The organism is Paracoccus yeei ATCC BAA-599 (genome assembly GCF_000622145.1).
In the GTDB taxonomy this organism is placed as follows: domain Bacteria; phylum Pseudomonadota; class Alphaproteobacteria; order Rhodobacterales; family Rhodobacteraceae; genus Paracoccus; species Paracoccus yeei.
The window spans coordinates 1-23,500 of sequence record NZ_JHWH01000025.1 but is presented as its reverse complement, the minus strand read 5'-3'; the positions used below and the strand labels follow the sequence as shown (position 1 = coordinate 23,500).

Annotated in this window: 17 protein-coding genes and 1 pseudogene; 13 read left to right on the top strand and 5 right to left on the bottom strand. The window is 64.6% G+C overall.

Going from position 1 to position 23,500, the window contains the following annotated elements; genetic code table 11:
• The first annotated feature begins 58 nt into the window (after positions 1-58).
• Positions 59-991 carry an IS5 family transposase gene (locus BU28_RS0114275; protein ID WP_028720082.1) on the top strand — a complete coding sequence of 311 codons (933 nt, stop codon included), beginning with the start codon at positions 59-61 and terminating at the stop codon, positions 989-991.
• Positions 992-1,080: 89 nt separating this feature from the next.
• Here the strand turns inward: BU28_RS0114275 and BU28_RS25515 are convergent, their stop codons facing one another.
• Together BU28_RS25515 and BU28_RS25510 are read right to left on the bottom strand one after the other, a co-directional pair.
• Positions 1,081-1,533, bottom strand: coding sequence for a hypothetical protein (locus BU28_RS25515; RefSeq protein ID WP_143809850.1), 453 nt, complete (start codon positions 1,531-1,533; stop codon positions 1,081-1,083).
• Between the two features lie 10 nt (positions 1,534-1,543).
• Entirely contained in the window at positions 1,544-2,446 is a 903-nt protein-coding gene (locus BU28_RS25510; protein WP_143809852.1) for a hypothetical protein, read from the bottom strand.
• Positions 2,447-3,198: 752 nt separating this feature from the next.
• On the opposite strand from BU28_RS25510, the gene BU28_RS24245 reads away from it, so the two are divergent.
• From BU28_RS24245 to BU28_RS24240, 3 genes are all read left to right on the top strand, one after another.
• Positions 3,199-3,738: a DUF3768 domain-containing protein gene (locus BU28_RS24245; protein WP_051578211.1), complete on the top strand. Its 540-nt coding sequence runs from the start codon at positions 3,199-3,201 to the stop codon at positions 3,736-3,738.
• Positions 3,739-4,025: 287 nt separating this feature from the next.
• Entirely contained in the window at positions 4,026-4,508 is a 483-nt protein-coding gene (locus BU28_RS0114260) for a ParB/RepB/Spo0J family partition protein (RefSeq protein ID WP_028720081.1), read from the top strand.
• Positions 4,509-4,882: 374 nt separating this feature from the next.
• Positions 4,883-6,856: a PAS domain-containing protein gene (locus BU28_RS24240; protein WP_051578210.1), complete on the top strand. Its 1,974-nt coding sequence runs from the start codon at positions 4,883-4,885 to the stop codon at positions 6,854-6,856.
• A gap of 92 nt (positions 6,857-6,948) precedes the next feature.
• Here the strand turns inward: BU28_RS24240 and BU28_RS0114250 are convergent, their stop codons facing one another.
• The gene (locus tag BU28_RS0114250) at positions 6,949-7,326 is read right to left on the bottom strand and encodes a response regulator (protein ID WP_036762987.1); all 378 of its coding nucleotides are present in this window, start codon (positions 7,324-7,326) and stop codon (positions 6,949-6,951) included.
• A 780-nt stretch (positions 7,327-8,106) separates the two neighbouring features.
• Positions 8,107-9,123 carry an IS110 family RNA-guided transposase gene (locus tag BU28_RS0114240; RefSeq protein WP_028720079.1) on the bottom strand — a complete coding sequence of 339 codons (1,017 nt, stop codon included), beginning with the start codon at positions 9,121-9,123 and terminating at the stop codon, positions 8,107-8,109.
• Between the two features lie 80 nt (positions 9,124-9,203).
• Between BU28_RS0114240 and BU28_RS23120 the strand changes: the two are divergent.
• Positions 9,204-9,482: pseudogene (locus tag BU28_RS23120) on the top strand (integrase core domain-containing protein); the annotation flags it as partial.
• A 155-nt stretch (positions 9,483-9,637) separates the two neighbouring features.
• Here BU28_RS23120 and BU28_RS23115 read toward each other — a convergent pair.
• Positions 9,638-10,411, bottom strand: coding sequence for a FadR/GntR family transcriptional regulator (locus BU28_RS23115; protein ID WP_036762986.1), 774 nt, complete (start codon positions 10,409-10,411; stop codon positions 9,638-9,640).
• A 692-nt stretch (positions 10,412-11,103) separates the two neighbouring features.
• Here BU28_RS23115 and aceE point away from each other — a divergent pair.
• From aceE to BU28_RS0114190, 8 genes are all read left to right on the top strand, one after another.
• Positions 11,104-13,758: a pyruvate dehydrogenase (acetyl-transferring), homodimeric type gene (gene aceE / locus BU28_RS0114225; protein ID WP_028720078.1), complete on the top strand. Its 2,655-nt coding sequence runs from the start codon at positions 11,104-11,106 to the stop codon at positions 13,756-13,758.
• Positions 13,759-13,779: 21 nt separating this feature from the next.
• Positions 13,780-15,057 carry a dihydrolipoyllysine-residue acetyltransferase gene (gene aceF / locus BU28_RS0114220; RefSeq protein WP_028720077.1) on the top strand — a complete coding sequence of 426 codons (1,278 nt, stop codon included), beginning with the start codon at positions 13,780-13,782 and terminating at the stop codon, positions 15,055-15,057.
• A 14-nt stretch (positions 15,058-15,071) separates the two neighbouring features.
• Entirely contained in the window at positions 15,072-16,853 is a 1,782-nt protein-coding gene (lpdA, locus tag BU28_RS0114215; protein WP_028720076.1) for a dihydrolipoyl dehydrogenase, read from the top strand.
• Positions 16,854-16,963: 110 nt separating this feature from the next.
• The gene (locus BU28_RS0114210) at positions 16,964-18,739 is read left to right on the top strand and encodes an L-lactate permease (RefSeq protein ID WP_028720075.1); all 1,776 of its coding nucleotides are present in this window, start codon (positions 16,964-16,966) and stop codon (positions 18,737-18,739) included.
• Positions 18,740-18,749: 10 nt separating this feature from the next.
• Positions 18,750-19,517: a (Fe-S)-binding protein gene (locus BU28_RS0114205; protein WP_028720074.1), complete on the top strand. Its 768-nt coding sequence runs from the start codon at positions 18,750-18,752 to the stop codon at positions 19,515-19,517.
• 2 nt (positions 19,518-19,519) lie between these two features.
• The gene (locus BU28_RS23110; protein WP_051578209.1) at positions 19,520-20,959 is read left to right on the top strand and encodes a lactate utilization protein B; all 1,440 of its coding nucleotides are present in this window, start codon (positions 19,520-19,522) and stop codon (positions 20,957-20,959) included.
• Entirely contained in the window at positions 20,956-21,705 is a 750-nt protein-coding gene (locus BU28_RS23105) for a LutC/YkgG family protein (RefSeq protein ID WP_081791395.1), read from the top strand. The genes BU28_RS23110 and BU28_RS23105 overlap by 4 nt, the downstream gene beginning before the upstream one ends.
• Before the next feature lie 650 nt (positions 21,706-22,355).
• Positions 22,356-23,210, top strand: coding sequence for a DMT family transporter (locus BU28_RS0114190; protein ID WP_028720073.1), 855 nt, complete (start codon positions 22,356-22,358; stop codon positions 23,208-23,210).
• Positions 23,211-23,500 lie beyond the last annotated feature (290 nt).

Sequence of the window (23,500 nt, the reverse complement as noted above, 5' to 3'; positions counted from 1 at the left end):
TGTTGCGCAAATCCCTGCAGGGATTCCTCTCGTGAATCCAGTATGGTAGCTGGGCGTCATGATCAGACCCACACCCCCGACCTACCAGACCATGAACTGGCCGGCCTACAATGAAGCGCTCAAGCGCCGGGGCTCGCTGACGATCTGGCTTGACCCTGAGATGACCTGGGATGCCGCGCCGACAGGCCGTCGTGGTCGCCAGCAAACCTACAGTGACGCCGCCATCCAGACGTGCCTTTCAATGAAGGTCTTGTTCGGCATGGCGCTTCGGCAGACGACCGGGTTTGTCGAGAGCCTGCTGAAGCTGATCGGCTTGGACTGGGCAGTGCCCGACTTCAGCACGCTGTCCCGCCGCCAGAAGACCTTGGCCGTGAACATTCCGTATCGCGGCTCGAAGGGGCCTTTGCACCTGCTGATCGACAGCACCGGCATCAAGGTCGAGGGTGAAGGCGAGTGGAATGCGCGCAAGCATGGCGGTTCCAAACGGCGGGTCTGGCGCAAAATCCACCTCGGGATCGACGAGCAAACGCTGGAGATCCGAGCCGTTGAGTTTACCAGCAGTGGCATCGGCGACGCGCCCATGCTGCCGGAATTGCTCGATCAGATCCCACCCGAACAGGAGATCGGTAGCGTCACCGCAGACGGCGCCTATGACACGCGCAAGTGCCATGATGCCATTGCGGATCGCGGCGCTGCCGCCGTCATCCCACCGCGCAAGAACGCAAAGCCATGGAAGCCGAACACCCTCGGAGCGGTCGCACGAAACGAAGCCTTACGGGCGTCGAAGTATCTCGGTCGGGCGCTCTGGCGAAACTGGAGCGGTTATCACCGCCGAAGCCGCGTCGAAACGAAGATGCACTGTGTGAAACTGCTGGGGCAGCGCCTCATGGCCCGGGACTTCGACCGTCAGGTCGCTGAACTCCAGATCCGCATAGCCGTCCTGAATGGCTACACCGCGCTCGGCATACCTGTCACTGAGGTCGTGCGATAAGTCTGTCCGGGGATAGGGGAACCTCGACCGTCAGCCGAATTGCGCAACAGAGTCATGTAGTGCTCGACAGCACTTCTGACTGAAGTGGCCTAATATCCTGTATACTCTGAAAATGAATTATTCATTATGCGCGTAGCTTCAGCATCAATCCGAGTATTGGAGTGAAGCAACTCATGAAATAGTCTACCGGCTATCGTAGCTCGATCTTGAGCATATGTATCGTTCTCAATCCCGATCCATATTTTTCCGACCGTGCCAGCTCTTGTTTCGCTTCCCAAATTGATTGCGCCGGTGGCTTGAAAACCCGGTCTATCATTATAGGAGAAAAAAGTAATAGAGCTTCCATTGAAAAGTCCCGGCTGAACCCACATCCCTTGTTGATACGAAGAAAAACCTTCGATGATGCTAGCCGCTAGTTGCGCTTGGGCGTCTGTAGGAGCTGTGAAGTCAGTATATCGCTCGGGGATGTCACTTGATGCTGAAGCATAGCCCGCATACCAAGGTTGCGCATCAAGATCGCCTTTGGAGTAGGTGAACGGCATGTTTTCCTCTTTACTCTGAAGGAGTGATTTCAATGGTGGATATGCTAAAACGCGATATTCCGACTGGAGATACGGTAACAACTTGACGCCCGTATCCTTTAAAATCTACTAGGTAGTTCCAGTCTGTTTCAACAACTCCGCCAAATTTAGGCGAACGAGAGTCCGGTGCGATTTCCTCCATCGCTTTCAGGTTGTAGAAGTTTTTGCTTCCTGCCTCGGAAGCGGCTACATGAGGAAAGCTGCCTTTTGTATCTGGCAATGCTGTTCCTAGTATGGTTCTGTCCGCAAGTGGGGGATCTAACAGGAAAGTAGGACAGTAGTTGACTTCACAATGGGCGGTAGGTCCAACACGGGCAATTAGTCTTGAGTCAGGGAATTTCTGACTGCAACTTACTTTATTAGATTCACCTGATGAGGCCGCTATTAATTTTCTCAAATCGAGCGCGGATTCATCGCAACTGCTAAAGGTTATCTCCTTTGGGGCCGGTGTTGTGTATAGCGGGGGATGGAAATTAATGTCATCGCCACCTGTTTGGATGGATGACATTTCTGCTGCACCGCAAGACGCGGTTATTATGGAGGCGAGACTAATAGCGTATATGTGGCGCATCTCTTTAACTCTTTGCAAGATATGCATAAACTTCGTCTTAATCGGAACGCCTAATGGCTTTCGGAGTTGCGTGTCATTGCTTTGGATGAGCAGGACTTTGCTCATCATGCAAACTTTTACGTTACAAAACAGTTGGTTAGAAGCTTTTGGCTTATTCGGCGCGTCCGGCCCATCCGCCAGACAAGCCTTGCAGGCGGGTACAGTAACATGAAAGTTTGCAAGCGAAGCGACTGTTGGCAAGGCCACATTCACGCCTAACGTCAGGCAAGCATTGTTTTTCGCCCATGGGCGTCTGCCCGCCAAGGCGGGCACCGCGTTCTAGCTCCGGTCGGCTTTGCCGGCCTCCGCCCGAGCCAGACAGGGCGATGCGACCGGCTGCGGCCGGTGCCTGTCCGTCTCTACCCGAGCCGGCCATTCCCCTGCCGGTCCTGGTCGCCCTGCCCTGCCCGTCTCGGCCCTGTCGGGTGACGCCCGCATGACGCGAGGCCGGACATTGCCCACAGGGCATTCGCTCGATCCTTGGCGTCTCGCTCATGCCCTGCAAGGTCTGGCCGCTGGCGCGTCCAGACTGGACAAATCCGGCAAGGGGCCGCGGGCGCGGCCTAAGGCAAGATCGGAAGCCCCGGCAAGCGGTGCCGGGGCTGCTTTTTTGCGGATCGCGGCCCTGCCGGGCCGCTGCATCCAGGCGCGGGGGGATTCGGACAAGCCGAACGCCGCCCGCGCGCCGCGTTGAGCGGTAGGCGCCCCATCATCTTCGTCGGGACGAGCTGCTGGCGCTGCTGGCGCTGGCGGCCAGGCCGGGCGAGATCGCCGGCGAAACGCGGGTGTCGCGGTCGGGATATTGGCTGGGGAAAATGAGGGTCTGGCGGCGGGCGCGTCAAGCGATTTCAACCACATATCATGTTGAAATGCCGAAATAAAATCGGCATTCCCGGCTCGAAACCTCTTGCCTATCCGCTGCGTGTCGTATATACAAATGATAGGGAAACGGGGAAAACCCCGGCCCTGCGGGAACCGGATAACCGGCCCGATCAGTCGCTAGAAGGAGTTGAGCCATGCTCGATCTTATCACCTATACCTGTGCGGCCTGCGCACATGAGTTCCCGGCCGAGTATCAGCCGCGCCGTTGCCCGAAATGCGGGGCGATGGGCGGAAGCCGCGATTTTCCCTCCACTGTGGCGCTGACCATCGCGCGGCAGAATGATCGCTATCGCGCGGCGCTGGCGCTTGTCGCGCCCCGTCTTTGCCAAGAACGGCTTGACCTGGCCCTTGACGCAGGAGCCGCCCTGATCCAGTTGGCGACAGTCACCGTCGCCCCCGAGTTGAATGGCCGCATCGTCGTGACGCCCGGCGTGGCCGAGAAGGGCATTGCTTTCGTCCGCAACGCAGTTGTCGCCTGCGCGATGGACGGGAATTTCAGCGATTTTACCGAGCCTTATCTGAACCATTCATTCGGCACCCTCGATGTGGAAGGTGAGCGCCTTTATTGGGAAATCGGCCTTTATGACGCCGATTGCGAAGGCGGATCGCTGGCCCCTGCCGATCCGTCGAAAACCCACCGCGTCGTGACGATCATGTTCCCCATGGAACGCTGATCGCGCCCGAGATCGGCCCGCTTCGCTCCGGGCGGGCCGATGCTTCCCGAAACATCAACCGGAAAGGGGGTGAGTTTATGAGCAGAGCAATCTTTGAAACGCGCCTCGCGGAAGCATGGGCGCTTATCAGGAAGGGCGATCAGAATGGCATCGGCCGCCGCTTCCTGAACCAGCACGGGATCATTTAAGACCCCTCGCCTCGCCCCATAGGGGCGGGACACCCATAACACAAAACAGTCGTCGCTAACAAGGAACATAGCATAAAACGCGAGAAAATCGCCCCCGCCGTGATCCAGTATTTCCCCTTGGATCAGCTTCACCTGTCCGACCTGAACCCGCGTCAGGACGCCGAGCCGGAAGGGATTGACCTGCTGGCAAACAGCCTTGCCATGATCGGTCTGGTGCAAAACCTATCCGGGCTGGCCGATGCCGAGACAGGTAAGATCGGCATTGTTGCGGGTGGCCGTCGCCTGCGGGCGATTGCCCGCGCCATCGAGCGCGACCCCGCCGTGGTCGAGCGCCAGCCCACCCTTGCGCAAATTCCGGTGCAGATCACGTTCGACACCGAGACGGCCCGTGCATGGGCTAGCGCCGAAAACTCGGCCCGCGAGGACTTGGACCCTGCCGATGAAATCCGGGCCTATGGCCGGATGAAAGAATCCGGCGCTGACGTGCCGACCATCGCCCGCACGTTCGGGCAGACGGAAGCGCAGGTCTATCGCCGCCTTGCCCTTGCTGCTTTGCCTGCGGAAGTTCTGGACGCCCTCTGAACTTTCCCTTAGAGCCGCCTACAGGCTCTGCCATGCCGGTTTCTCTGAAATTCCGTTGCAGCGAAATGCGCATCTTGAAGCCGGGTTCCAAGGCGTTGGCGACTTGCCATCTCTGTGTGTCGCGCCGGTAGCCTTATCACTCGGCGGTTGGTCTCCATCCATCTGAAGGTCCTGTCCGATACGCCCCCCGAGGCGACGTCTCCTGCGGGCAAGCACGAGAAGAGGGCACTCCCGCGCCGACCCTGTTCGCTGCCGAACACGACCCATGCGGACCAGGCAGTCTCATGACACAGGACGTCTTGTGAAAACCCCTTGACGCGGATACGGGGTTCTCTTCTTGTTCCCCGTATTCTCTCGTTGATATTGGAACGGTCATGATCGCAGAGACCCCGGCCGACGGCTCCTCCAACCCGCCTGTTCCTGAACTTGAACGGCGTCTGGCCCAACAGGCGCTGATCGCCGAATTCGGCCGCTTCGCGCTCAAGAACGATACGCTGCAAGCCATCCTGGATGAAGCCTGTCGCATTGCAGCGGACGGGCTTGAAGTGGGCTTTGCAAAGGTGCTCGAACCCTTGCCCATGGAGAATGCTCTTCTTCTGCGCGCGGGGATCGGCTGGAGGCCCGGGTTGGTCGGACATGCCCGTATCGGAGCCGATCTGGAAAGCCCCGCAGGCTACGCCTTCAAGACAGGCGAGCCGGTGATTTCCAACCATCTCTCAGAAGAAAAGCGTTTCCGCACCCCGAAGCTGATGGCGGACCACGGGGTCAAGCGCGCGGTCAACGTGATCATCCAGGGCGAAGGCGTGCCGTTCGGGGTTCTCGAGGCTGATAGCCGCGACCCTGGCGCGTTCAATCCGCATGACATCCATTTTCTGCAGGCGCTCGCCAACACTCTCGGCGTGGCCATCGACAAGGAAGCAGCACGCAGCAGGATCGAGGAACTTGGCAGCGAACTGGCCCAGCGGGAAGCCCATCTGCGGCGCGCGGTCGAACTCAACCCGCAGATCCCCTGGGCGGCCGATGCGGAGGGCCGGATCGTCGAGTTCAACGAGCGATGGCTCAACCGGACAGGCCTGACGCTTCAGGACGCGGAAGGAGAGGGTTGGCTTGAAGCGATCCATCCCGATGATCGCTCTGCCTCCCTTTCGGCCTGGAGGGACGCCATCGAGATGGGCACGGCCTTTGACATCGAATATCGCGTCCGCATGGCGAATGGCGATTATCGCTGGATGCGCAGCCATGCCCATCCCTGGCGGGATGCGCGGGGCGGGATTGCCATGTGGTATGGCGCAACCGAGGATATCCACGAGCGCAAGCTTGCAGAGCAGGCCGTGGCCCAGAGCGAGGAGCGTCTCAGCATCGCCGTCGATGCAGCGGCGCTCGGGCTTTTCGACCATGACCTGGTCACCGGCACAATCGACTGGGACGGGCGCATCCGCGACATCTGGGGCATTGGGGCCGAGGAGCCAGTCAGCTTTGCGACCTTCGCGGAGGGCATACATCCCGAGGACAAAGCCGCGATGCAGGCCGCGCTTGATCAAGCGCTCGATCCGCGGGGCGATGGACGCTCTGCGGCCCAGTATCGCGTCCTGCGCCGTTCGGACAAAGACACCCGTTGGGTTGCTGCCTACGGACGGACGACCTTTGCCGAAGGGCGCCCCGTGCGTCTGGTCGGCATCGTGCAGGATGTCACCACCCATGTCGTGGCGGAAGAGCGACTGCGGCGTGCCCTGGCCGACAAGGATCTTCTATCCCGGGAGATCGACCACCGCATCAAGAACAGCCTGTCGATGGTCGGGGGGCTGCTGCGCATGCAGGAGCGGGCCGTCTCGTCGCAAGAGGCAAAGGACGCCCTGGCCGAGGCTTCGACCCGCGTTTTGAGCGTGGCCCGTATCCACGAGCAGCTTTACCGCTCGGCGAACATGGATACAGTCGAATTCGGGGGATACCTGCAGCGTCTGACAGAAGATATTGCAACCTCACTGGGATCGGCAAAGGCGCAGATCACCGTCGAGGCGACGACGATGCTCCTGCCCATCGACCAGGCGCTGCCGCTTGGCCTGATTGCGAGCGAACTTCTCACCAATGCCCTGAAGCATGCACGGCGCGGAGACGAGCCCGTCCCGATCCAGGTTCACTTCGGACCAGGCCAGGACAAGGAAGGCTTCACGCTTGTCGTAGCAGACCAGGGTCGCGGGTTGCCCGAGGGCTTTGACATGAGGAGCCAGGCAGGCCTCGGCATGCGCCTGATCGTGTCGCTGAGCAGCCAGTTGGATGCCACGGTCGAGACGATCAATACCGCCCAGGGAGCCCAGTTCACGGTGTCGGCAGGAGCTGAGACGAGCTAGGCGCTGTCCCGCGGACAGGGTTCCTTCCAAGGACGAGCGGGATCAGGGAAAAAACCCGGCCTCTGGCGAGGCCATCATGCTGGCAGTCGCAGTCAGCGGTCGGGAAGTAGCTGGGATAGACATCGCAGGACCTGTTCAGGACTGAAGGGCTTATCAAGGAACAGGGCACCTTCAGGCAGGGTATTGGGCTCGGGCGGTTGCGCGCCAGAAGCGACCAGGATCGCGATGTCCGGCATGTCATGGGCGCAGTGCCGGGCCAGGTCGTAGCCGGTCATCGTCCCCGGCGGCATCTGGACATCGGTCAAGAGCAGCTCAATGTCCGGGCCGCGGCGGAGCAGGATCTCCAGGGCCTCATCGGCTCCGGCAGCGGTTAGCACCTGAAACCCCGCTTCGGTGAGGATCGCCTCAGCATCCATCCGGAGCAACGGCTCATCGTCCGCCACCAGGGCATATCGTCCGACACGGTCCATGATCTGAGAGGTCCTTTACGCCTGGAGAGGAAAAGGCTGCAAAGCCGTCGCAGTTCCACCGCGCAGACAGATGAATCCGATATCGGCATGCCTGCCACACGCTTGCTCTCGCTCTTAAGGCTTGGTTCTGCTGCGGAAACTTCCTCCGAGCGCTGCCGACCGCCCGGCGGCTGATTTTTGATCGAGGAACCGGACCAGCCGCCGGGCGGTTAAGCGCCGTCATCCCAGCGGCCCCCCTCATGGAAAAGATCACGGCATGACCATGAACGATGAGCAGTCAGTCCCGGACACCCTCAGGGCTATCGAGGAAGCCGACAAGACCATGGCGCAAGACGCTGTGAACTGATGCGGTGGATGCCCCCACCCAACGACATCTCTTATGCCATGATGGTTTCATCGGAACCGAAGGGAGGGCACATCGATGACGACACCGATCAACATGCTGGCAATCGACTTGGCGAAGGGCAGTTTTCAGGTATGCGCAATAGGATTGGATGGGGCGTGTGTGGATGCCCCCTGTTTGGCAAGCATAATCTTCGATTTGTCGGCCGGGTCTTCGATCGGACGTGTGTCAGGCCTCTGAACGTGGCCTTCATGACGCCACGGGCCGGTATGCTGTTCGGAAGGCTGGGTTCACATCGGTTCAGAGAGCTGCAAGCGCTCGAGCCCCGGGTCTGAATCTTCCTGCCTTGAACTTCGAAGTCCGTGTCGCCTACTCCTCGTCGATCGCTCACCCCGGCCTTGCGGCCATGTCGTGCCGTTGCCCTTCGTGGGCTCGGGTCACGCCATTCTGTAATCCTGCTCCTTTGTCGTCAGCGCCCAGATCATCCGGGCCATTTTGTTTGCCAGCGCAACGGCCGCGACCATCCTTGGCTTGCGCATCACCAGCATTGCCAGCCAGCGGTTCGCGCTGCCACCCTTGCGGACGACCCAGCGTATCACGCTCATGGCGCCCACAATTAGCAGGCGGCGGATGTCGGTCTGACCCATCTTGCTGACCGAACCCAACTTGGTCTTGCCGCCAGTGGACCTCTGTCGTGGCACCAAACCAAGCCAAGCGGCAAAGTTGCGCCCGCTGTCGAAGGTGTCGAGATCTGGCGCAAACGCAGCGACGGCGCCCGCGGTGATAGGCCCGATCCCCGGGATCGTGCAGAGTCGACGTAGTTGATCGTCCGTCTTCGACGCTGCCTCAAGCTCATTCGCCAAACGCACGATCACTTCCGTCAACGTCGCAATCTGATCGAGATAAATCGCTCCCATCTCCCGAACCTGCCCAGGCAGGACGCTGTTCTCGTCGGCCAGCGCGGTCTCGAGCACCTTCAGGCTCGCCGGACCTTTCGGTGCCACCAGCCCGAACTCGGCCAGATGCCCTCGCAGCGCATTGATGAGCTGTGTGCGCTGCCTGACCAGACACTGGTGCGTCCGAAAGGCTACTGCCCGTCCTTGGGTTTCAGCGCTTTTCACGGAAACGAACCGCATGGTCGGGCGAGAGGCCGCCTCCGCGATGGCTTCAGCGTCCGCTTTGTCGTTTTTCTGGCGTTTGACAAATGGCTTCACATACACCGCCGGCACCAGACGCACCTCATGACCATGGGATTCCGCCATCCGGCCCCAGTAGTGTGACGTGGCGCAGGCCTCCATCGCCACGATACAGGATTTCTGCTCAGCCAGCAGCGACACCAGCCGGGTGCGCGACAGAACACGGTTATATAGAACCGCCCCATCCAATCCTATTGCGCATACCTGAAAACTGCCCTTCGCCAAGTCGATTGCCAGCATGTTGATCGGTGTCGTCATCGATGTGCCCTCCCTTCGGTTCCGATGAAACCATCATGGCATAAGAGATGTCGTTGGGTGGGGGCATCCACCGCATCAGTTCACCTTACATCGCGAGGGATACGCAGATCTTCGCCCGCCAGCTCGGCCTGAAGCCCTGCTTCACCCCGGTGCGAAGCCCGCAGAGCAACGGCATCTCGGAGGCCTTCGTGAAGACGCTGAAGCGCGACTACGTCCAGGTAACGCCGCTGCCCGATGCACGGACCGTTCCCGAATTGATCGGAGCCTGGATCAACGACGACAACGAACACCACCCGCACTCAGGGCTGAAGATGCGCTCACCCCGCGAGTTCATCGCAGCTCAAACCGCAACCGCCTGAATGTCCGGCGAAACGGGGGCAAGACCAGCATTGATGAAGGCTGCCCAGACCATCATCAATGCCAGGTTCTGCCGATCATACCGATCCTGGCACGCTTCTGCGGCCTGTGTCCCATTTCGGCGCCGTCACCGTGCCACTAGCCGCTTCCCCTCCCGTCACTCCGCCGAGTTGAGCCGCATCCGGGCACGGCGTTCGCGGCGTTGCAGTTCCCGGCCAAGGCGGATCGACTGCTCGACGAAATCCAGGTGATCGCGGGCAGCCTTGTCGGCCAGGGCGGCGTCGCCCGCCTCGATCGCCGCGATGATTTCGAGGTGCTGGTCCAGCAGCTTGCGGCCGGTGCCGTCGATGCTGCGCAGCAGGTCGCGGTTGTAGAAGATGCCCCGCCTGGTTAGGTCGAAGACCGAGGCCATCATGTGGATCAGCGTCGTGTTGTGGCTGGCGTCCACGACCGCGCTGTGCAGCCGGAAATCGGCCTCCTGCTCGGCCTCGCGGTCCTGGGCGTCCCAGGCGGCCTGAAGCTCGTCCCGAATCGCGGCCAGGCGTTCCTTGTCGGCCGCGGTCGCGCGTTGGGCGGCAAGGCGGGTCGCAAATGCCTCCTGCTCGCGGCGATATTCCAGATAATCGTGGAACGCCTCGCCATGGCGGGCATAAAGGGCCAGCATCGCGGGCGACATCGCTCGCCCGGTAAGTTCGGCGATATAGGTACCGTCGCCGTGGCGGACCGTAACGAGATTGCGGCTTTCAAGAACCTGCAGGGCCTCGCGCAGCTTCGGGCGCGAGACGTGGAAGGCGTCGGCCATCTCGCGTTCGGACGGCAGGCGGGCGCCGCCCTTCAGCACCCCGTCAACGATCATCGTCTCGATCTTGTCCACAACCATCTGGACCACCGATTCGTGGTCGATGGGTTCAAAGACATCCACTGCGATCATGGTCGGCACTCCTCGGCTGCTCGGCGCAGGCAGTCAGTAATAATGTTTACCTTGGAGGGACTGGTTTCAAGGCATTCTAACAGTTGAGCAAGTATCTGTAATTACGAATTTTATCGGAACCACCTTTTGCGGCCCATGCCTCTTCCTACGGCGTGGTCGCCCTAGAATCTTGCTCAGCCTCCTCTTGTGGTAAAGAAAAATATTGACCGCCTGTAGAGGACAATATTATTAACCTCTTGCGACAGATCGTTGTCGCCCGCCGGGAGGGGCGGTCAGGGGGAGCGAGAGGATGCCGATCATACCGAGCAAGACACTTGCGCCTTGCCAGGGCACGGCTTCAGGGGCCGGGCCTGCGTAAGTCCAGAGTCCAGCCTCACGCGACCCCGGAGCGTACCGCCTGCTGGGCGAGGCCTGACCGATCGCGCCGTTGCCATGATCCGGTCGCCGCCTCCGCGTTTCCCAGGCGGGCGAGGCGCAGATCAACAGGACGGACCCCTCGGAAATCGTTGGAGGCCATGTCTGGGTGAGAGGACGGCGCAGAATGGCCGGAACCGTCATCGCCCTGGCCGCTCTGACATCTCAGGGCGCCCTTCAGGGATCGACCGCCGCTGCGTCCCCTGCAAGGCGCGCCTTGTCCCCGCCTACGCCAACCTTCGCATACCTCCGATAGTGCTTCAGCCAAGGGAAACATGATGAAAGATCAGGCTTCTGACATCGACCCCGTCGAATCGCAGGAATGGCAGGACGCCATCGCCGACGTGATCGAGCGTGACGGCGCGAACCGCGCGCATTTCCTGCTGGACAAGGCGGTGCAGCAGGCCCGCGCGGCCGGTGCCAACCTGCCCTTCTCGGCAACCACGCCCTATCAGAACACGATCCCGGTGGACGACCAGCACGAGTTCCCCGGCGATCTTGAGATGGAATGGCGCATCCGCACCATCAACCGCTGGAACGCCATGGCGACCGTCGTGCGGCGCAACAAAGAATCCAGCGAGTACGGCGGGCACATCGCCTCCTACGCCTCGTCGGCGGTGATGTATGACGTGGGCCTCAACCACTTCTGGCGCGCGCAGTCGGAGATTCACGGGGGTGACCTGGTGTTCTTCCAGGGCCATGTGATCCCCGGCATCTACGCGCGGTCCTTCATGGAAGGCCGGATTACCGAGGAGCAGTTGCTGAACTTCCGCTCCGAGGTGGGCGGGGGCGGGCTTTCGTCCTATCCGCATCCCTGGCTGATGCCGGACTACTGGCAGTTCCCGACCGTCTCGATGGGTCTCGGGCCGCTTATGGCGATCTATCAGGCGCGGTTCATGAAATACATGCACAACCGGGGCCTGATCGACATGGCCGACCGCAAGGTCTGGTGCTTTCTCGGCGACGGCGAGATGGACGAGCCCGAAAGCCGCGGCGCCATCGACCTCGCCTCGCGCGAGAAGCTGGACAACCTGATCTTCGTCATCAACTGCAACCTGCAGCGGCTGGACGGGCCGGTCCGCGGCAATGGCAAGATCGTGCAGGAGCTGGAGGGCGATTTCCGGGGCGCCGGCTGGAACGTCATCAAGCTGCTCTGGGGCAAGGGCTGGGACCAGCTGCTGGAGAGGGACACCGCCGGCCGTCTGCGGCAACTGATGGACGAGACCGTGGATGGCGACTACCAGACCTTCAAGTCGAAGGACGGCGCCTACATCCGCAAGCATTTCTTCGGCAAGTACCCCGAAACCGCGGCGCTGGTCGAGGACTGGACCGACGACCAGATCTGGGCGCTGAGCCGCGGCGGCCACGACCCCGAAAAGGTCTACACGGCCTTCCGCAAGGCCATCGAGACGAAGAACCAGCCGACCTGCCTGCTGATCAAGACCATCAAGGGCTATGGCATGGGTTCGGCCGGCGAGGGCCAGAACATCACCCACCAGCAGAAGAAGATGGCCGAGGAGCAGTTGCGCGCCTTCCGCGACCGCTTCAGGATCCCGGTCTCGGACGAGGATCTGCCCAAGGCGCCGTTCGTCGCGCTGAACACCGCGCAGAAGGCCTATCTGGCCGACCGCCGCAAGGCCCTTGGCGGGGACTTCCCCAAGCGCAGCTCGCAGGCGCCGAAGCTGGAGATCCCCCCGTTGGAGGCGTTCCAGGCGCAGCTGACCGGCACAGGCGAGCGCGAGATCTCGACCACCATGGCGTTCGTGCGGATACTGACCACGCTGATCCGCGACAAGAACCTGGGCAAGCATGTCGTGCCGATCGTGCCGGACGAAAGCCGCACCTTCGGGATGGAGGGGCTGTTCCGCTCGATCGGGATCTACAACCCCGAAGGGCAGCTCTACACGCCCGAGGACCGTGAGCAGATGTCCTACTACCGCGAGGCGGTGGACGGACAGGTGCTGCAGGAAGGCATCAACGAGGCCGGCGCCATGGCCGACTGGATCGCGGCGGCCACGTCCTATTCCAACCACGGCGTGCCGATGATCCCCTTCTTCATCTACTATTCGATGTTCGGCTTCCAGCGGGTGGGCGATCTTGCCTGGGCCGCCGGCGACAGCCGCGCCCGCGGCTTCATGCTGGGGGGCACGGCGGGCCGCACGACCCTGAACGGCGAGGGGCTGCAGCACGAGGACGGCCACAGCCACATCCTGGCCGGCACCATCCCCAACTGCATCAGCTACGACCCGACCTTCCAGCACGAGGTGGCGGTCATCGTCCATCACGGTCTCACGCGGATGTTCCAGGATCAGGAGGATGTGTATTTCTACCTGACCCTGATGAACGAGAACTACAGCCACCCCGACATGCCCGACGGCGTCGAGGACGGCATCATCCGCGGCCTCTACCGCTTCCGCGAGGCCGCCCAGCCGGCAGAGCGGCACGTGAACCTGATGGGCTCGGGCACCATCCTGGTGCAGGCGATCAAGGCCGCCGACATGCTGGAAGCCGATTTCGGCGTCACTGCCGACATCTGGTCGGCCACCAGCTTCAACGAACTGGCCCGCGACGGCCAGGACGCGGCGCGGTGGAACCGGCTCAACCCGCTTGAGGCGCCGCGCGTGCCCTATGTCACGCAGGCGCTGTCAGGGGCGAAGGGCCCATTCATCGCCGCCACCGACTACATGAAGAACTATGCCGAACAGATCCGCGCCTTCGTGCCGGGCCGCTACACGGTGCTGGGGACGGACGGCTTTGGCCGCTCGGACAGCCGCGTGAACCTGCGCCGCTTCTTCGAGGTGGACGCCAACCACATCGCGGCGGCGGCGATGGTCGATCTGTTCCGCGAGGGGGCGATCGACGAGGCCACGCTGCGGGACGCACTGAGCAGATACGACATCGACGGCGGCAAGCCCAACCCCCGGCTGGTCTGATCGTGAACGAGGAGGAACCACATGGCAATCGAAGTGAACGTTCCCGACATCGGCGACTTCAAGGATGTCCCGATCATCGGCATCCTCGTGAATGTCGGCGACAGCATCGCCGTCGAGGACCCGCTGATCGAGCTCGAATCCGACAAGGCGACGATGGAGGTGCCAAGCCCCGTCGCAGGCCGGATCGCCGCGATTTCGGTCAACGTGGGCGACAGGGTGTCCGAAGGCGCGCTGATCCTGACCGTCGAGGCCGAAGGAGTGACGGCCGCTGACGCCCCGGCGCAGGACGCGCCCAAGCAGAACATCCCGGACCGGCCCGCCCCGGCGGCGGGGTCTGCTGCGGCCCCGGTCGCGGCAGCCCCGGCGGGGGGCGCTATCACCGACAGCGGTTTCGGCAAGGCCCATGCCTCGCCCTCGGTGCGCGCCTTCGCCCGCCAGTTGGGGGTCGACCTCGGCAGGATCAACGGCAGCGGCCGCAAGGGCCGCATCCTGCGCGAGGACGTGGCCGCCGCGCTGAAGGCCAGCGCCGCCCCCGTGGCGGCGGCCCCCGCGCAGGGCGGCATGGGCATCCCGCCGATCCCGGTGGTGGACTTCTCGAAGTTCGGCCCCGTCGAGGACGTCGAGATGCCGCGCATCAAGAAGCTGTCCGGCCCCGCGCTGCACCGGTCCTGGCTGAACGTCCCCCACGTCACCCACAACGAGGACGCCGACATCACCGAGATCGACCGCTACCGCAAGGAGCTGGACGACGAGGCGAAGAAGGACGGATACCGCGTCACGCTTTTGTCCTTCGTCATCAAGGCCAGCGTCTCGGCCCTGCGGAAACACTGGGAGTTCAACTCGTCGATCCATCCCGACGGCGACAAACTGATCCGCAAGTCCTACTACAACATCGGCTTTGCCGCCGACACGCCAAACGGCCTGGTCGTGCCGGTCATCAAGGACGCCGACCGTAAGGGGATCATCGAGATCTCCAAGGAACTGGGAGAGCTGAGCGCCAAGGCCCGCGCGGGCGAGCTAAAGTCGCAGGACATGCAGGGCGCGACCTTCACCATCTCGTCCCTGGGGGGCATCGGCGGCACGTCCTTCACGCCGATCGTCAACGCGCCCGAGGTGGCGATCCTGGGGCTGACGCGCTCGCGGATGGCGCCAGTCTGGGATGGCGAGCAGTTCGTGGCGCGCAACATGCTGCCGATGTCGCTGAGCTACGACCATCGCGCGGTGGACGGCGCGCTGGCCGCCCGCTTTGCCGCGACGCTGCGGCACCTGCTCGGCGATGTGCGCCGGATCATGCTGTAAGGGAGGGCGACGTCATGGAAGTCAAGGTTCCCGATATTGGCGATTTCAAGGACGTGCCGGTCATCAGCATCCTCGTGGCCGTGGGCGATGAGGTGGCGCAGGAAGCCCCGCTGATCGAGCTTGAATCCGACAAGGCGACGATGGAGGTGCCCTCGCCCGCCGCGGGGCGGGTCACGGCCATCGCCGTCAAGGAAGGCGACAAGGTGTCGGAGGGATCGCTGATCCTGACGCTGGAGGCCGCAGGCGCAGATAAGGGCGCGGGCACGGGCGAGGTGGAGCCGCGCAACAGGGACAGCGGCTATGGCGGGCGCGGCGGTCCGACTGACGCCCCGGCCGCGCCGCAGCCCGCCCCGGCGGTGGTTCCCGCGTCCGCGCGGGGCGACGTCCATGCCGAGGTCGTGGTGCTCGGCTCGGGCCCCGGCGGCTATACCGCCGCCTTCCGGGCCGCCGACCTCGGCAAGAAGGTCGTTCTGATCGAAAGGAATCCAAGCCTCGGTGGCGTCTGCCTCAACGTCGGCTGCATTCCCTCCAAGGCGCTGCTGCACGCCGCCAAGGTCATCACCGAGGCCGAAGAGATGGCCGGCCACGGCATCGCCTTTGACACGCCCGTGGTGGACCTCGACAAGCTGCGCGGCTGGAAGGACTCGGTTGTCAAGCAACTGACCGGCGGCCTGTCCGGGTTGGCCAAGGGCCGCAAGGTGCAGGTGGTGACGGGCTACGGCCGCTTCACCGGCCCGAACATGATCGAGGTCGAACGGGACGGGGCGAAAACATCGGTCAGCTTCGACCAGTGCATCATCGCCGCCGGGTCGGAACCCGTGACGCTGCCCTTCATCCCGCATGACGACCCCCGCGTGATTGATTCCACCGGGGCGCTGGAACTGGACGGCATCCCCGAACGGATGCTGGTGCTGGGCGGCGGCATCATCGGGCTGGAGATGGCCTGCGTCTATGACGCGCTCGGTACCCGCATCACGGTGGTCGAGCTGATGGACCAGATCATCCCCGGCGCCGACAAGGACATCGTCAAGCCCCTGCACAAACGCATCGAGGGACGGTATGAAAAGATCCTGCTGAAGACCAGGGTCACGGACGTGAAGGCGGGCGACGATGGCCTGACCGTCACCTTCGAGGACGAGAAGGGCGCGACCACGATCGACACGTTCGACCGCCTTCTGGTCGCGGTCGGGCGTCGCCCTAATGGCAAGCTGATCGGGGCCGAGGCGGCGGGCGTCGCAGTCGATGAGCGCGGCTTCATCGCCGTGGACAGCCAGCAGCGCACGAACGTGCCGCACATCTTCGCCATCGGCGACGTCGTGGGTCAGCCGATGCTGGCGCACAAGGCGGTGCACGAGGGCAAGGTCGCGGCCGAGGTCGCGGCGGGGCAAAACCGCCATTTCGACGCCCGCGTGATCCCCTCGGTCGCCTACACCGACCCCGAGGTCGCCTGGGTCGGCGTGACCGAGACCTCCGCCAAGGCGGAGGGCCGCAAGATCGGCAAGGGGGTGTTCCCCTGGGCGGCCTCGGGCCGGTCGCTGTCCTTGGGCCGGTCGGAAGGCATCACCAAGGTCATCTTCGACGAGGCCGACGATCGGGTGATCGGCGCGTGCATCGTCGGGCCGAACGCGGGCGACCTGATCGCCGAGGTGGTGCTGGCGATCGAGATGGGCGCCGACGCGGTGGACCTGGGCCATACCATCCACCCCCACCCGACGCTGAGCGAGACGGTCAACTTCGCCGCGGAGATGTTCGAGGGCACGATCACCGACCTGATCCCGCCGAAGAAGCGGCACTGAGCCGGGCGCGCCCGTATCCCGGTTTTCTGAAAGCCCGGCACGGGAGGTCGCGCCGGGGACCACTGGAGCAACAAGACGGCGGGGCTGTCCCCGTGATCCGAGGAGGAAAGATGACTGGTTTCCTGATATTCATCCTGGCCCTGCTGCCCATCGCCACGGTGTTCCTGCTGCTGGTGGTGCTGGAACGCTCGGCCAAGCTTTCGATGTTCGTGGCCTACCTTGTTACGGCGGCAACGGCCCTTCTGGTTTGGGGCACCGACCTGAACAAGGTTCTGGGGGCCACCGCCAACGGGGCCATCACCGCGATCAGCCTGCTCTACATCATCTTCGGCGCGATCCTGCTGCTGTTCACGCTTGAGGAAAGCGGCGGGATCCGATCCATCCGCAGCGGCTTCACCAGCATCTCTCCCGACCGGCGCGTGCAGGCCATCATCATCGCCTGGCTGTTCGGATCGCTGATCGAAGGCGCGTCCGGCTTTGGCACGCCCGCGGCCATCGCCGCCCCGCTGCTGGTCGCGATCGGCTTTCCCGCCATGGCCGCGGTTCTCGTGACGCTGATCATTCAAAGCACGCCGGTGTCCTTCGGCGCGGTCGGCACGCCGATCCTCGTCGGCGTCAACACCGGCCTCGGCGGCCAGGAGATCGTCGAGTCGACCATCGCGCCGATGGCCTACAGCGACTATCTGCTGGAGATCGCCGTCAAGGTCGCCACCATCCACGGCCTCGTGGGCTTCCTGATCCCGCTGATGCTGGTCGGGATGCTGACGCGATTCTTCGGATCCAACCGCTCGTTCATCGAAGGCTTCCGCATCTGGAAATTCGCGCTGTTCGCGGGCCTCGCCTTCACCATCCCCTACTGGATCATCGCCAACATCCTGGGGCCGGAGTTCCCGTCGCTTCTGGGCGGCATCATCGGCCTGCTGATCGTCGTTCCGGCGGCGCGGGCGGGCTTCCTGATGCCGAAGGAGGTCTTCGACTTCCCGCCCCGCACCCAATGGGACGACGCCTGGGTTGGCAAGCTGGACGACCTTGAGGATCACCACGCCAGCCGTCCGGTGATGCCGCTGCTGAAGGCATGGGCGCCCTATCTGCTGGTCGTGGCGCTCTTGGTGCTGACCCGCGCGGTCGGACCGGTCAAGGCATGGCTCACCTCGCCCGAGGTGACGCTGGCGCTGGACAACCTGTTCAGCTCGGGCATCAACGCGCGGGTGCAGGTTCTGTATCTGCCCGGCACGGTGCTGATCCTTGCGTCGATCTTCACCTTCTTCCTGCATGGGATGAGCGGGCGGGACTATGGCCGGGCGCTGCGGTCCTCGGGTTCGACCATGATCGCCGCCGCGCCCGCGCTGCTGCTGGCGGTGCCGATGGTGCAGGTGTTCATCAACTCGGCCTCGGACAGCCTGGCCAGCATGCCGATCGTCCTGGCCGAGGGCGTGTCGTCCGCGGTGGGCCAGGCCTGGCCCATGTTCGCGCCGCTGATCGGGTCGATGGGCGCCTTCGTCGCCGGGTCGAACACGGTCAGCAACATGATGTTCTCGCTGTTCCAGTTCTCGACCGCCGAGCAGATCGGCCTGGGCGCGGCGGGCGCGGGCACCGTGGTGGCGCTGCAGGCCATCGGGGGGGCCGCGGGCAACATGATCTGCGTGCACAACGTGGTCGCCGCCTCGGCCACGGTGGGCCTCGTCAACCGCGAGGGCGAGATCATCCGCATGACCCTGATCCCGATGACCTACTACATCGTCCAGGGCGGGTTCATCGGGCTTGCGCTGCTGGCCGGGGGATTCAACATGTGGTGGATCGCCGCCGTGATCTGGGGTTCGGCCGTGCTGCTTGTCATGTCGCGGAACCGGGGGCGCGCGTCCAACCCCGTCGCCGTCCGAAGCTGAGGTAGGTGAAATGCCCGCAAAGCCCAATCCCCGCGTCGGCCTGTTCGTGACCTGCCTTGTCGATGCCATCCGGCCCGGGATCGGCTTTGCGGCCATCCAGCTGCTGGAGGAAGCGGGCTGCCGGGTCGAGGTGCCGCAGGCCCAGACCTGCTGCGGCCAGCCGGCGTTGAACAGCGGCGATGACAAGGACGCGGCGGACCTTGCGCGCCGGACCATCGCCGCCTTCGAGGGCCATGACTATGTCGTGCTGCCCTCGGGGTCCTGCGCGGGGACCATGGTGCACGCCTATCCCGAACTGCTGGCGGGCGACCCGGAATGGGCCGCCCGCGCCCGCGACTTTGCCGCCCGGACCCACGAGATCACCAGCTTCCTGGTAGATGTCATGGGCTACCGCCCCCAGGGCCGCCGTCTTGACGCGACGGCGACCTATCATGACAGCTGCGCGGGCCTGCGCGAACTCGGCATCGCCGCGCAGCCGCGCGCGCTTCTCGCCTCGGTCGAGGGGCTCGAGATGCGCGGACTTGAGGGCAACGACGTCTGCTGCGGCTTCGGCGGCACCTTCTGCGTGAAATATTCCTCGATCTCGAACGCCATCGTCACCGAAAAGGCCGAGGCGGTCGAGCGCACCGGGGCCGACCTGCTGCTGTCGGGCGACCTCGGCTGCCTGATGAACATGGCGGGCAAGCTGCACCGGCGCGGCGCGAAGACCCGCTGCTTCCACACCATCGAGGTTGTCGCGGGCCGCGCGGGCGGCCCCGCCATCGGCGAGGAGGGCTGAGCATGAACGCCCCGCAGCAAGGCTTCAAGGAACGCGCCGACGCCGAACTGAAGAACGCGGTCCTGAAGATCGCCATCGACCGGACCACCGGCAACGCCGAGCGCAAGCGCGCCGTCGCGGTCGCCGCCTTTCCCGAGTTTCAGGCCGCCCGCGCACGGGGCCGCGCCATCAAGGACCATGTCATCGCCCATCTCGACCACTATCTCGAGATGTTCGAACGGAACGCCACCGCCGCGGGCGCGACCGTCCACTGGGCCAGTGATGACGCCGAGGCCCGCGCCATCATCACCCGCATCTGCCTTGAGGCGGACGCGAAGCTTGTCACCCGCGCGAAATCCATGCTGGGCGAAGAGATCGGCCTGCCGCATGCGCTGGCCGACGCCGGGATCGAGCGGGTCGAGACGGACCTGGCCGAGCACATCATCCAGCTCGCGGGCGAACGGCCGTCGCATATCGTGTGGCCCGCCATGCACCGCACCCGCGAGCAGGTGGCCATCCTGTTCAAGGAAGCCCATCATCCGCCGCCCGCCGCCGATGATCCGGCAACCATGGTGCAAAGCGCCCGGCGCGAGCTGCGGGCCAAGTTCCTGGGCGCGGACGTGGGCATCTCGGGGGCGAACTTCCTGGTCGCGGACACCGGCGCCACCTGCACCGTCACCAACGAGGGCAACGCCGAGCTGACCACCACGCCGCCCCGCATCCACATCGTGACGGCGGGGATCGAGAAGCTGGTGCCATCCACCGCCCACGCCTTCGCGCTGCTGCGGCTGCTGGTGCGGTCGGCCACGGGTGGCGAGATGACGCAGTACACCACCTTCCACTGCGGCCCGAAACGCCCCGGCGACGCCGACGGCCCCGAGGAGATGCACATCGTCCTGGTGGACAACGGCCGCACGCGGATGCTGGCCGACGAGTTCCGCCCCATGCTGCGCTGCATCCGCTGCGGGGCCTGCATGAACCATTGCGTGGTCTATCGCCAGATTGGCGGGCACGCCTATGGCGGGACCTATCCCGGTCCCATGGGCGCGGTGCTGACGCCGGTTCTGGACGGGCTGGCGCAATCCCGCGACCTGCCCCATGCCTGCACCATGAACGGCCGCTGCGCCGAGGTCTGCCCGGTCGAGATCCCCCTGCCCACGCTGCTGCGGGCCTGGCGCACGCGCAGTTGGCGCGAGCGGCTGGAGCCCCGGTCCGTCCGCGCGGCCCTTGGCCTCTGGGCCATGGTGGCGCGGCGGCCGTGGCTTTACCGCCTGGGCAGCCGCATCGGCGTGCGGGCGCTGCGGCTGTTCGGGCGCCGCGGCTGGATCGGCAGCCTGCCGCTGGCCGGCGGCTGGACCGCCTACCGCGACCTGCCGCGCCCGTCGGGGCGGACCTTCATGGAACAGTATCGCGCCGGACAGGCCGGGTGGGCCGGGCAGACGGGGCGGGAGGCGCGGAAATGAGCGCGCGCGACCGCATCCTTGCCGCCATCCGCGCCGCCCGCCCGGCGCCCCTTCCGCCCGCCGAGGCCATCGCCGCCGAGGCCGCTGCCCTGCTGGATGCGCCCGAAAGCGTCCGCCCCTGGCCTGTCGAAGCGGTGCTGGCGGCGGAGTTTGTGCGGAAAGCCTCGGCCCTCGGGACGAGTTTCGACCATCTGCCCGACAGGGCGGCGATCCCCTTGGCTGTCAAACGCTATCTGGACACACATGGCCTGCCGCCGGCGCTGGCGCTGCAGCCGGCCCCGGCGCTCGCCGCTCTGGACTGGACGGACATAGACACCCATGACGTCGTCGCGCCTGACCAGACGGCCGCCCTGGGGCTTGCCCTCTGGGGCATCGCCGAGACCGGGTCGCTGGTCATCCACTCCGGGGCGGATGCGCCGATCCTGCTGTCCTTCCTGCCGCTGCACCACATCGTCGTGCTCGAGGAACGCAGCCTGCTGCCGCATCTCGAAGACTATGCGGCGCGCATGGCGGGACAGCCCCAGCCCCGCAACGCCATCCTCATCACCGGCCCCAGCGGCACCACCGACATCGAGGGCAGCTATGTCCGGGGCGCGCACGGCCCCGGATTTCTGCATGTCCTCATGATCGGCGGCTGCGGCCGGTCCCGCCCGTCATCCGCATCCCGGACCATCCCGCGTCCGGGCTGCCCCGTCATCGCCGATCCGACTGGAGCTCACGAACATGACCCAGCGATCCCCGACTGAACTCAAGGCGGACCCCGCGCCTGTCGAATCCCGTCCGGCCTTCCTTGACGCGCTTCGCGCAACCGTGGGGCCGCGCCACGTCCTGACCCGGCCGCAGGACACCGAGCGCTTCCGCATGGGATACCGCTCCGGTGGCGGCAGGCCAAGGCGGTCGTCCGCCCCGGCTCGCTGCTGAACTGTGGCAGGTGCTGCAGCTTGGCGTGAGGGCGGGACGGATCGTGATCGCGTAGGAGGCCAACACCGGGCTGAGCGAGGGCTCGCCCCCCAAGGGCACCTATGACCGGCCCCTTGCCCCCTTGTCGGCGGCTCCGGCCTGTCCAGCCCCTCTACATCAACACCTGCTGTCTTCCCGGATACCGTCGCCGCTGCCATCCGGCCGCGACCGGCGGACCGGGCGGGGCGCGGCCCGGCATGTCACGTCTTCATGGCCGTGTCCCGATGCGCAGGCTTCATCATTTCCTTTCTTCCCGGTATCTGGCGTGGCAATGTTCTGAACCTGCCTGCAAACTCAGGTCGCTGCCCGTGGGCCTGCCGCCCCGCCCTGCATCTGCGGGACTTGGCAGGCTTGCATCAGCCGGGGATGCGGGGGGTTCAGATCCGGCCTTGCGCGCTGCCGGATAGCGTGCCGATGCGGACTGAAGGAAATGCCGATGCAGACCCCTGCGCCCCTGACGGTTCTTGGCCTTGTCGCCCTTGCCACCACGGCGATCGTCTGCGGCGACACGGCCGGCAAGCTGCTGACGGGGGCGGGGGTGCAGCCGCTGTTCGTGGCCTGGTCGCGCTTCGCGCTGGCGGCCCTGCTGCTGTTCTGGATGCTGGGCCTGGGGCCGGCCGGCCTGGGGCGCCTGCTGGACTGGCGGCTGATCCTGCGGGCGGCCCTGATCGTCGGCGCCATCGCCTCGATCCTGACCGCGCTTCGGACCGAGCCCATCGCGAATGTCTTCGGCGCCTTCTTCATCGGCCCGATCGTGGCCTATGTGCTGTCGGCCCTGCTGCTGGGCGAGCGCGTATCCTGGGCGCGCACGGTGATGCTGGCGCTGGGATTTGCCGGCGTGCTGCTGGTCGTCCGGCCCGGCGGGGAGATGGGGACCGGCATGATTTTCGCGGTGCTGGCCGGCACGCTCTACGGCTCGTATCTTGCCGCGACGCGCTGGCTGACCGCCTTCTATCCGCCGCCCTTCCTGCTCGGCTCGCAACTGCTGATCGGGGCGGTGCTGCTGCTGCCTGCGGGCCTTGCCAGCATTCCGGCAAGCACCGACCTGCGGGTCTGGGTGCTTGTGATCGTCAGTTCGCTTGCCTCTGCCTTCGGCAACTATCTGCTGGTGGTCGTGAACCGGACGACGCCGGTGACGGTCTCGGCGCCCCTCATCTATTTCCAGTTGATCGCCGCCACCGTGATCGGGTTCCTCGTCTTCGGCAACTGGCCGGAACCGCTGACCCTGCTGGGCCTTGCCGTGATCTTCGCCTCGGGTGTCGGCGGCCTGGCGCTAGTGCCGAGGCGCTAGGCGCGGCGGCCCCGTGCGTGGCGTACACTGACAAGCGCCACGAAGCTGCTCTGCAGTAGCCCAGCCTCTGCACGCGATCCACCCGTGCAGGGGCGCGGGAGGTCTGCAGTCGCGCCCTGTTCCCCGGACACGGCCGAGAAACCTAAACGCCGTCTGCAGAGCGCACTGCGCCCAAGCGACGGTATGCAAACCGCAACAGGGCCAAAGGCGAGCGGAGCCCTTAACAGGGCGCTGAAATAGTCGCCGGGCCGGAACGGTTTCCCTTGGTTGCCGGCTTTGCTGCCCGGCCG

Excerpts from the sequence above, each read along its gene's own strand:
- BU28_RS23110 (WP_051578209.1), top strand. The coding sequence starts at position 19,520 with ATGAACGCCCCGCAGCAAGGCTTCAAGGAACGCGCCGACGCCGAACTG.
- BU28_RS0114210 (WP_028720075.1), top strand. The coding sequence starts at position 16,964 with ATGACTGGTTTCCTGATATTCATCCTGGCCCTGCTGCCCATCGCCACG.
- BU28_RS25515 (WP_143809850.1), bottom strand. The coding sequence starts at position 1,533 with ATGCCGTTCACCTACTCCAAAGGCGATCTTGATGCGCAACCTTGGTAT.
- aceF (WP_028720077.1), top strand. The coding sequence starts at position 13,780 with ATGGCAATCGAAGTGAACGTTCCCGACATCGGCGACTTCAAGGATGTC.
- BU28_RS24245 (WP_051578211.1), top strand. The coding sequence starts at position 3,199 with ATGCTCGATCTTATCACCTATACCTGTGCGGCCTGCGCACATGAGTTC.
- BU28_RS23115 (WP_036762986.1), bottom strand. The coding sequence starts at position 10,411 with ATGATCGCAGTGGATGTCTTTGAACCCATCGACCACGAATCGGTGGTC.
- BU28_RS23105 (WP_081791395.1), top strand. The coding sequence starts at position 20,956 with ATGAGCGCGCGCGACCGCATCCTTGCCGCCATCCGCGCCGCCCGCCCG.
- BU28_RS24240 (WP_051578210.1), top strand. The coding sequence starts at position 4,883 with ATGATCGCAGAGACCCCGGCCGACGGCTCCTCCAACCCGCCTGTTCCT.
- BU28_RS0114205 (WP_028720074.1), top strand. The coding sequence starts at position 18,750 with ATGCCCGCAAAGCCCAATCCCCGCGTCGGCCTGTTCGTGACCTGCCTT.
- lpdA (WP_028720076.1), top strand. The coding sequence starts at position 15,072 with ATGGAAGTCAAGGTTCCCGATATTGGCGATTTCAAGGACGTGCCGGTC.
- BU28_RS0114190 (WP_028720073.1), top strand. The coding sequence starts at position 22,356 with ATGCAGACCCCTGCGCCCCTGACGGTTCTTGGCCTTGTCGCCCTTGCC.
- aceE (WP_028720078.1), top strand. The coding sequence starts at position 11,104 with ATGAAAGATCAGGCTTCTGACATCGACCCCGTCGAATCGCAGGAATGG.
- BU28_RS0114240 (WP_028720079.1), bottom strand. The coding sequence starts at position 9,123 with ATGACGACACCGATCAACATGCTGGCAATCGACTTGGCGAAGGGCAGT.
- BU28_RS0114250 (WP_036762987.1), bottom strand. The coding sequence starts at position 7,326 with ATGGACCGTGTCGGACGATATGCCCTGGTGGCGGACGATGAGCCGTTG.
- BU28_RS0114275 (WP_028720082.1), top strand. The coding sequence starts at position 59 with ATGATCAGACCCACACCCCCGACCTACCAGACCATGAACTGGCCGGCC.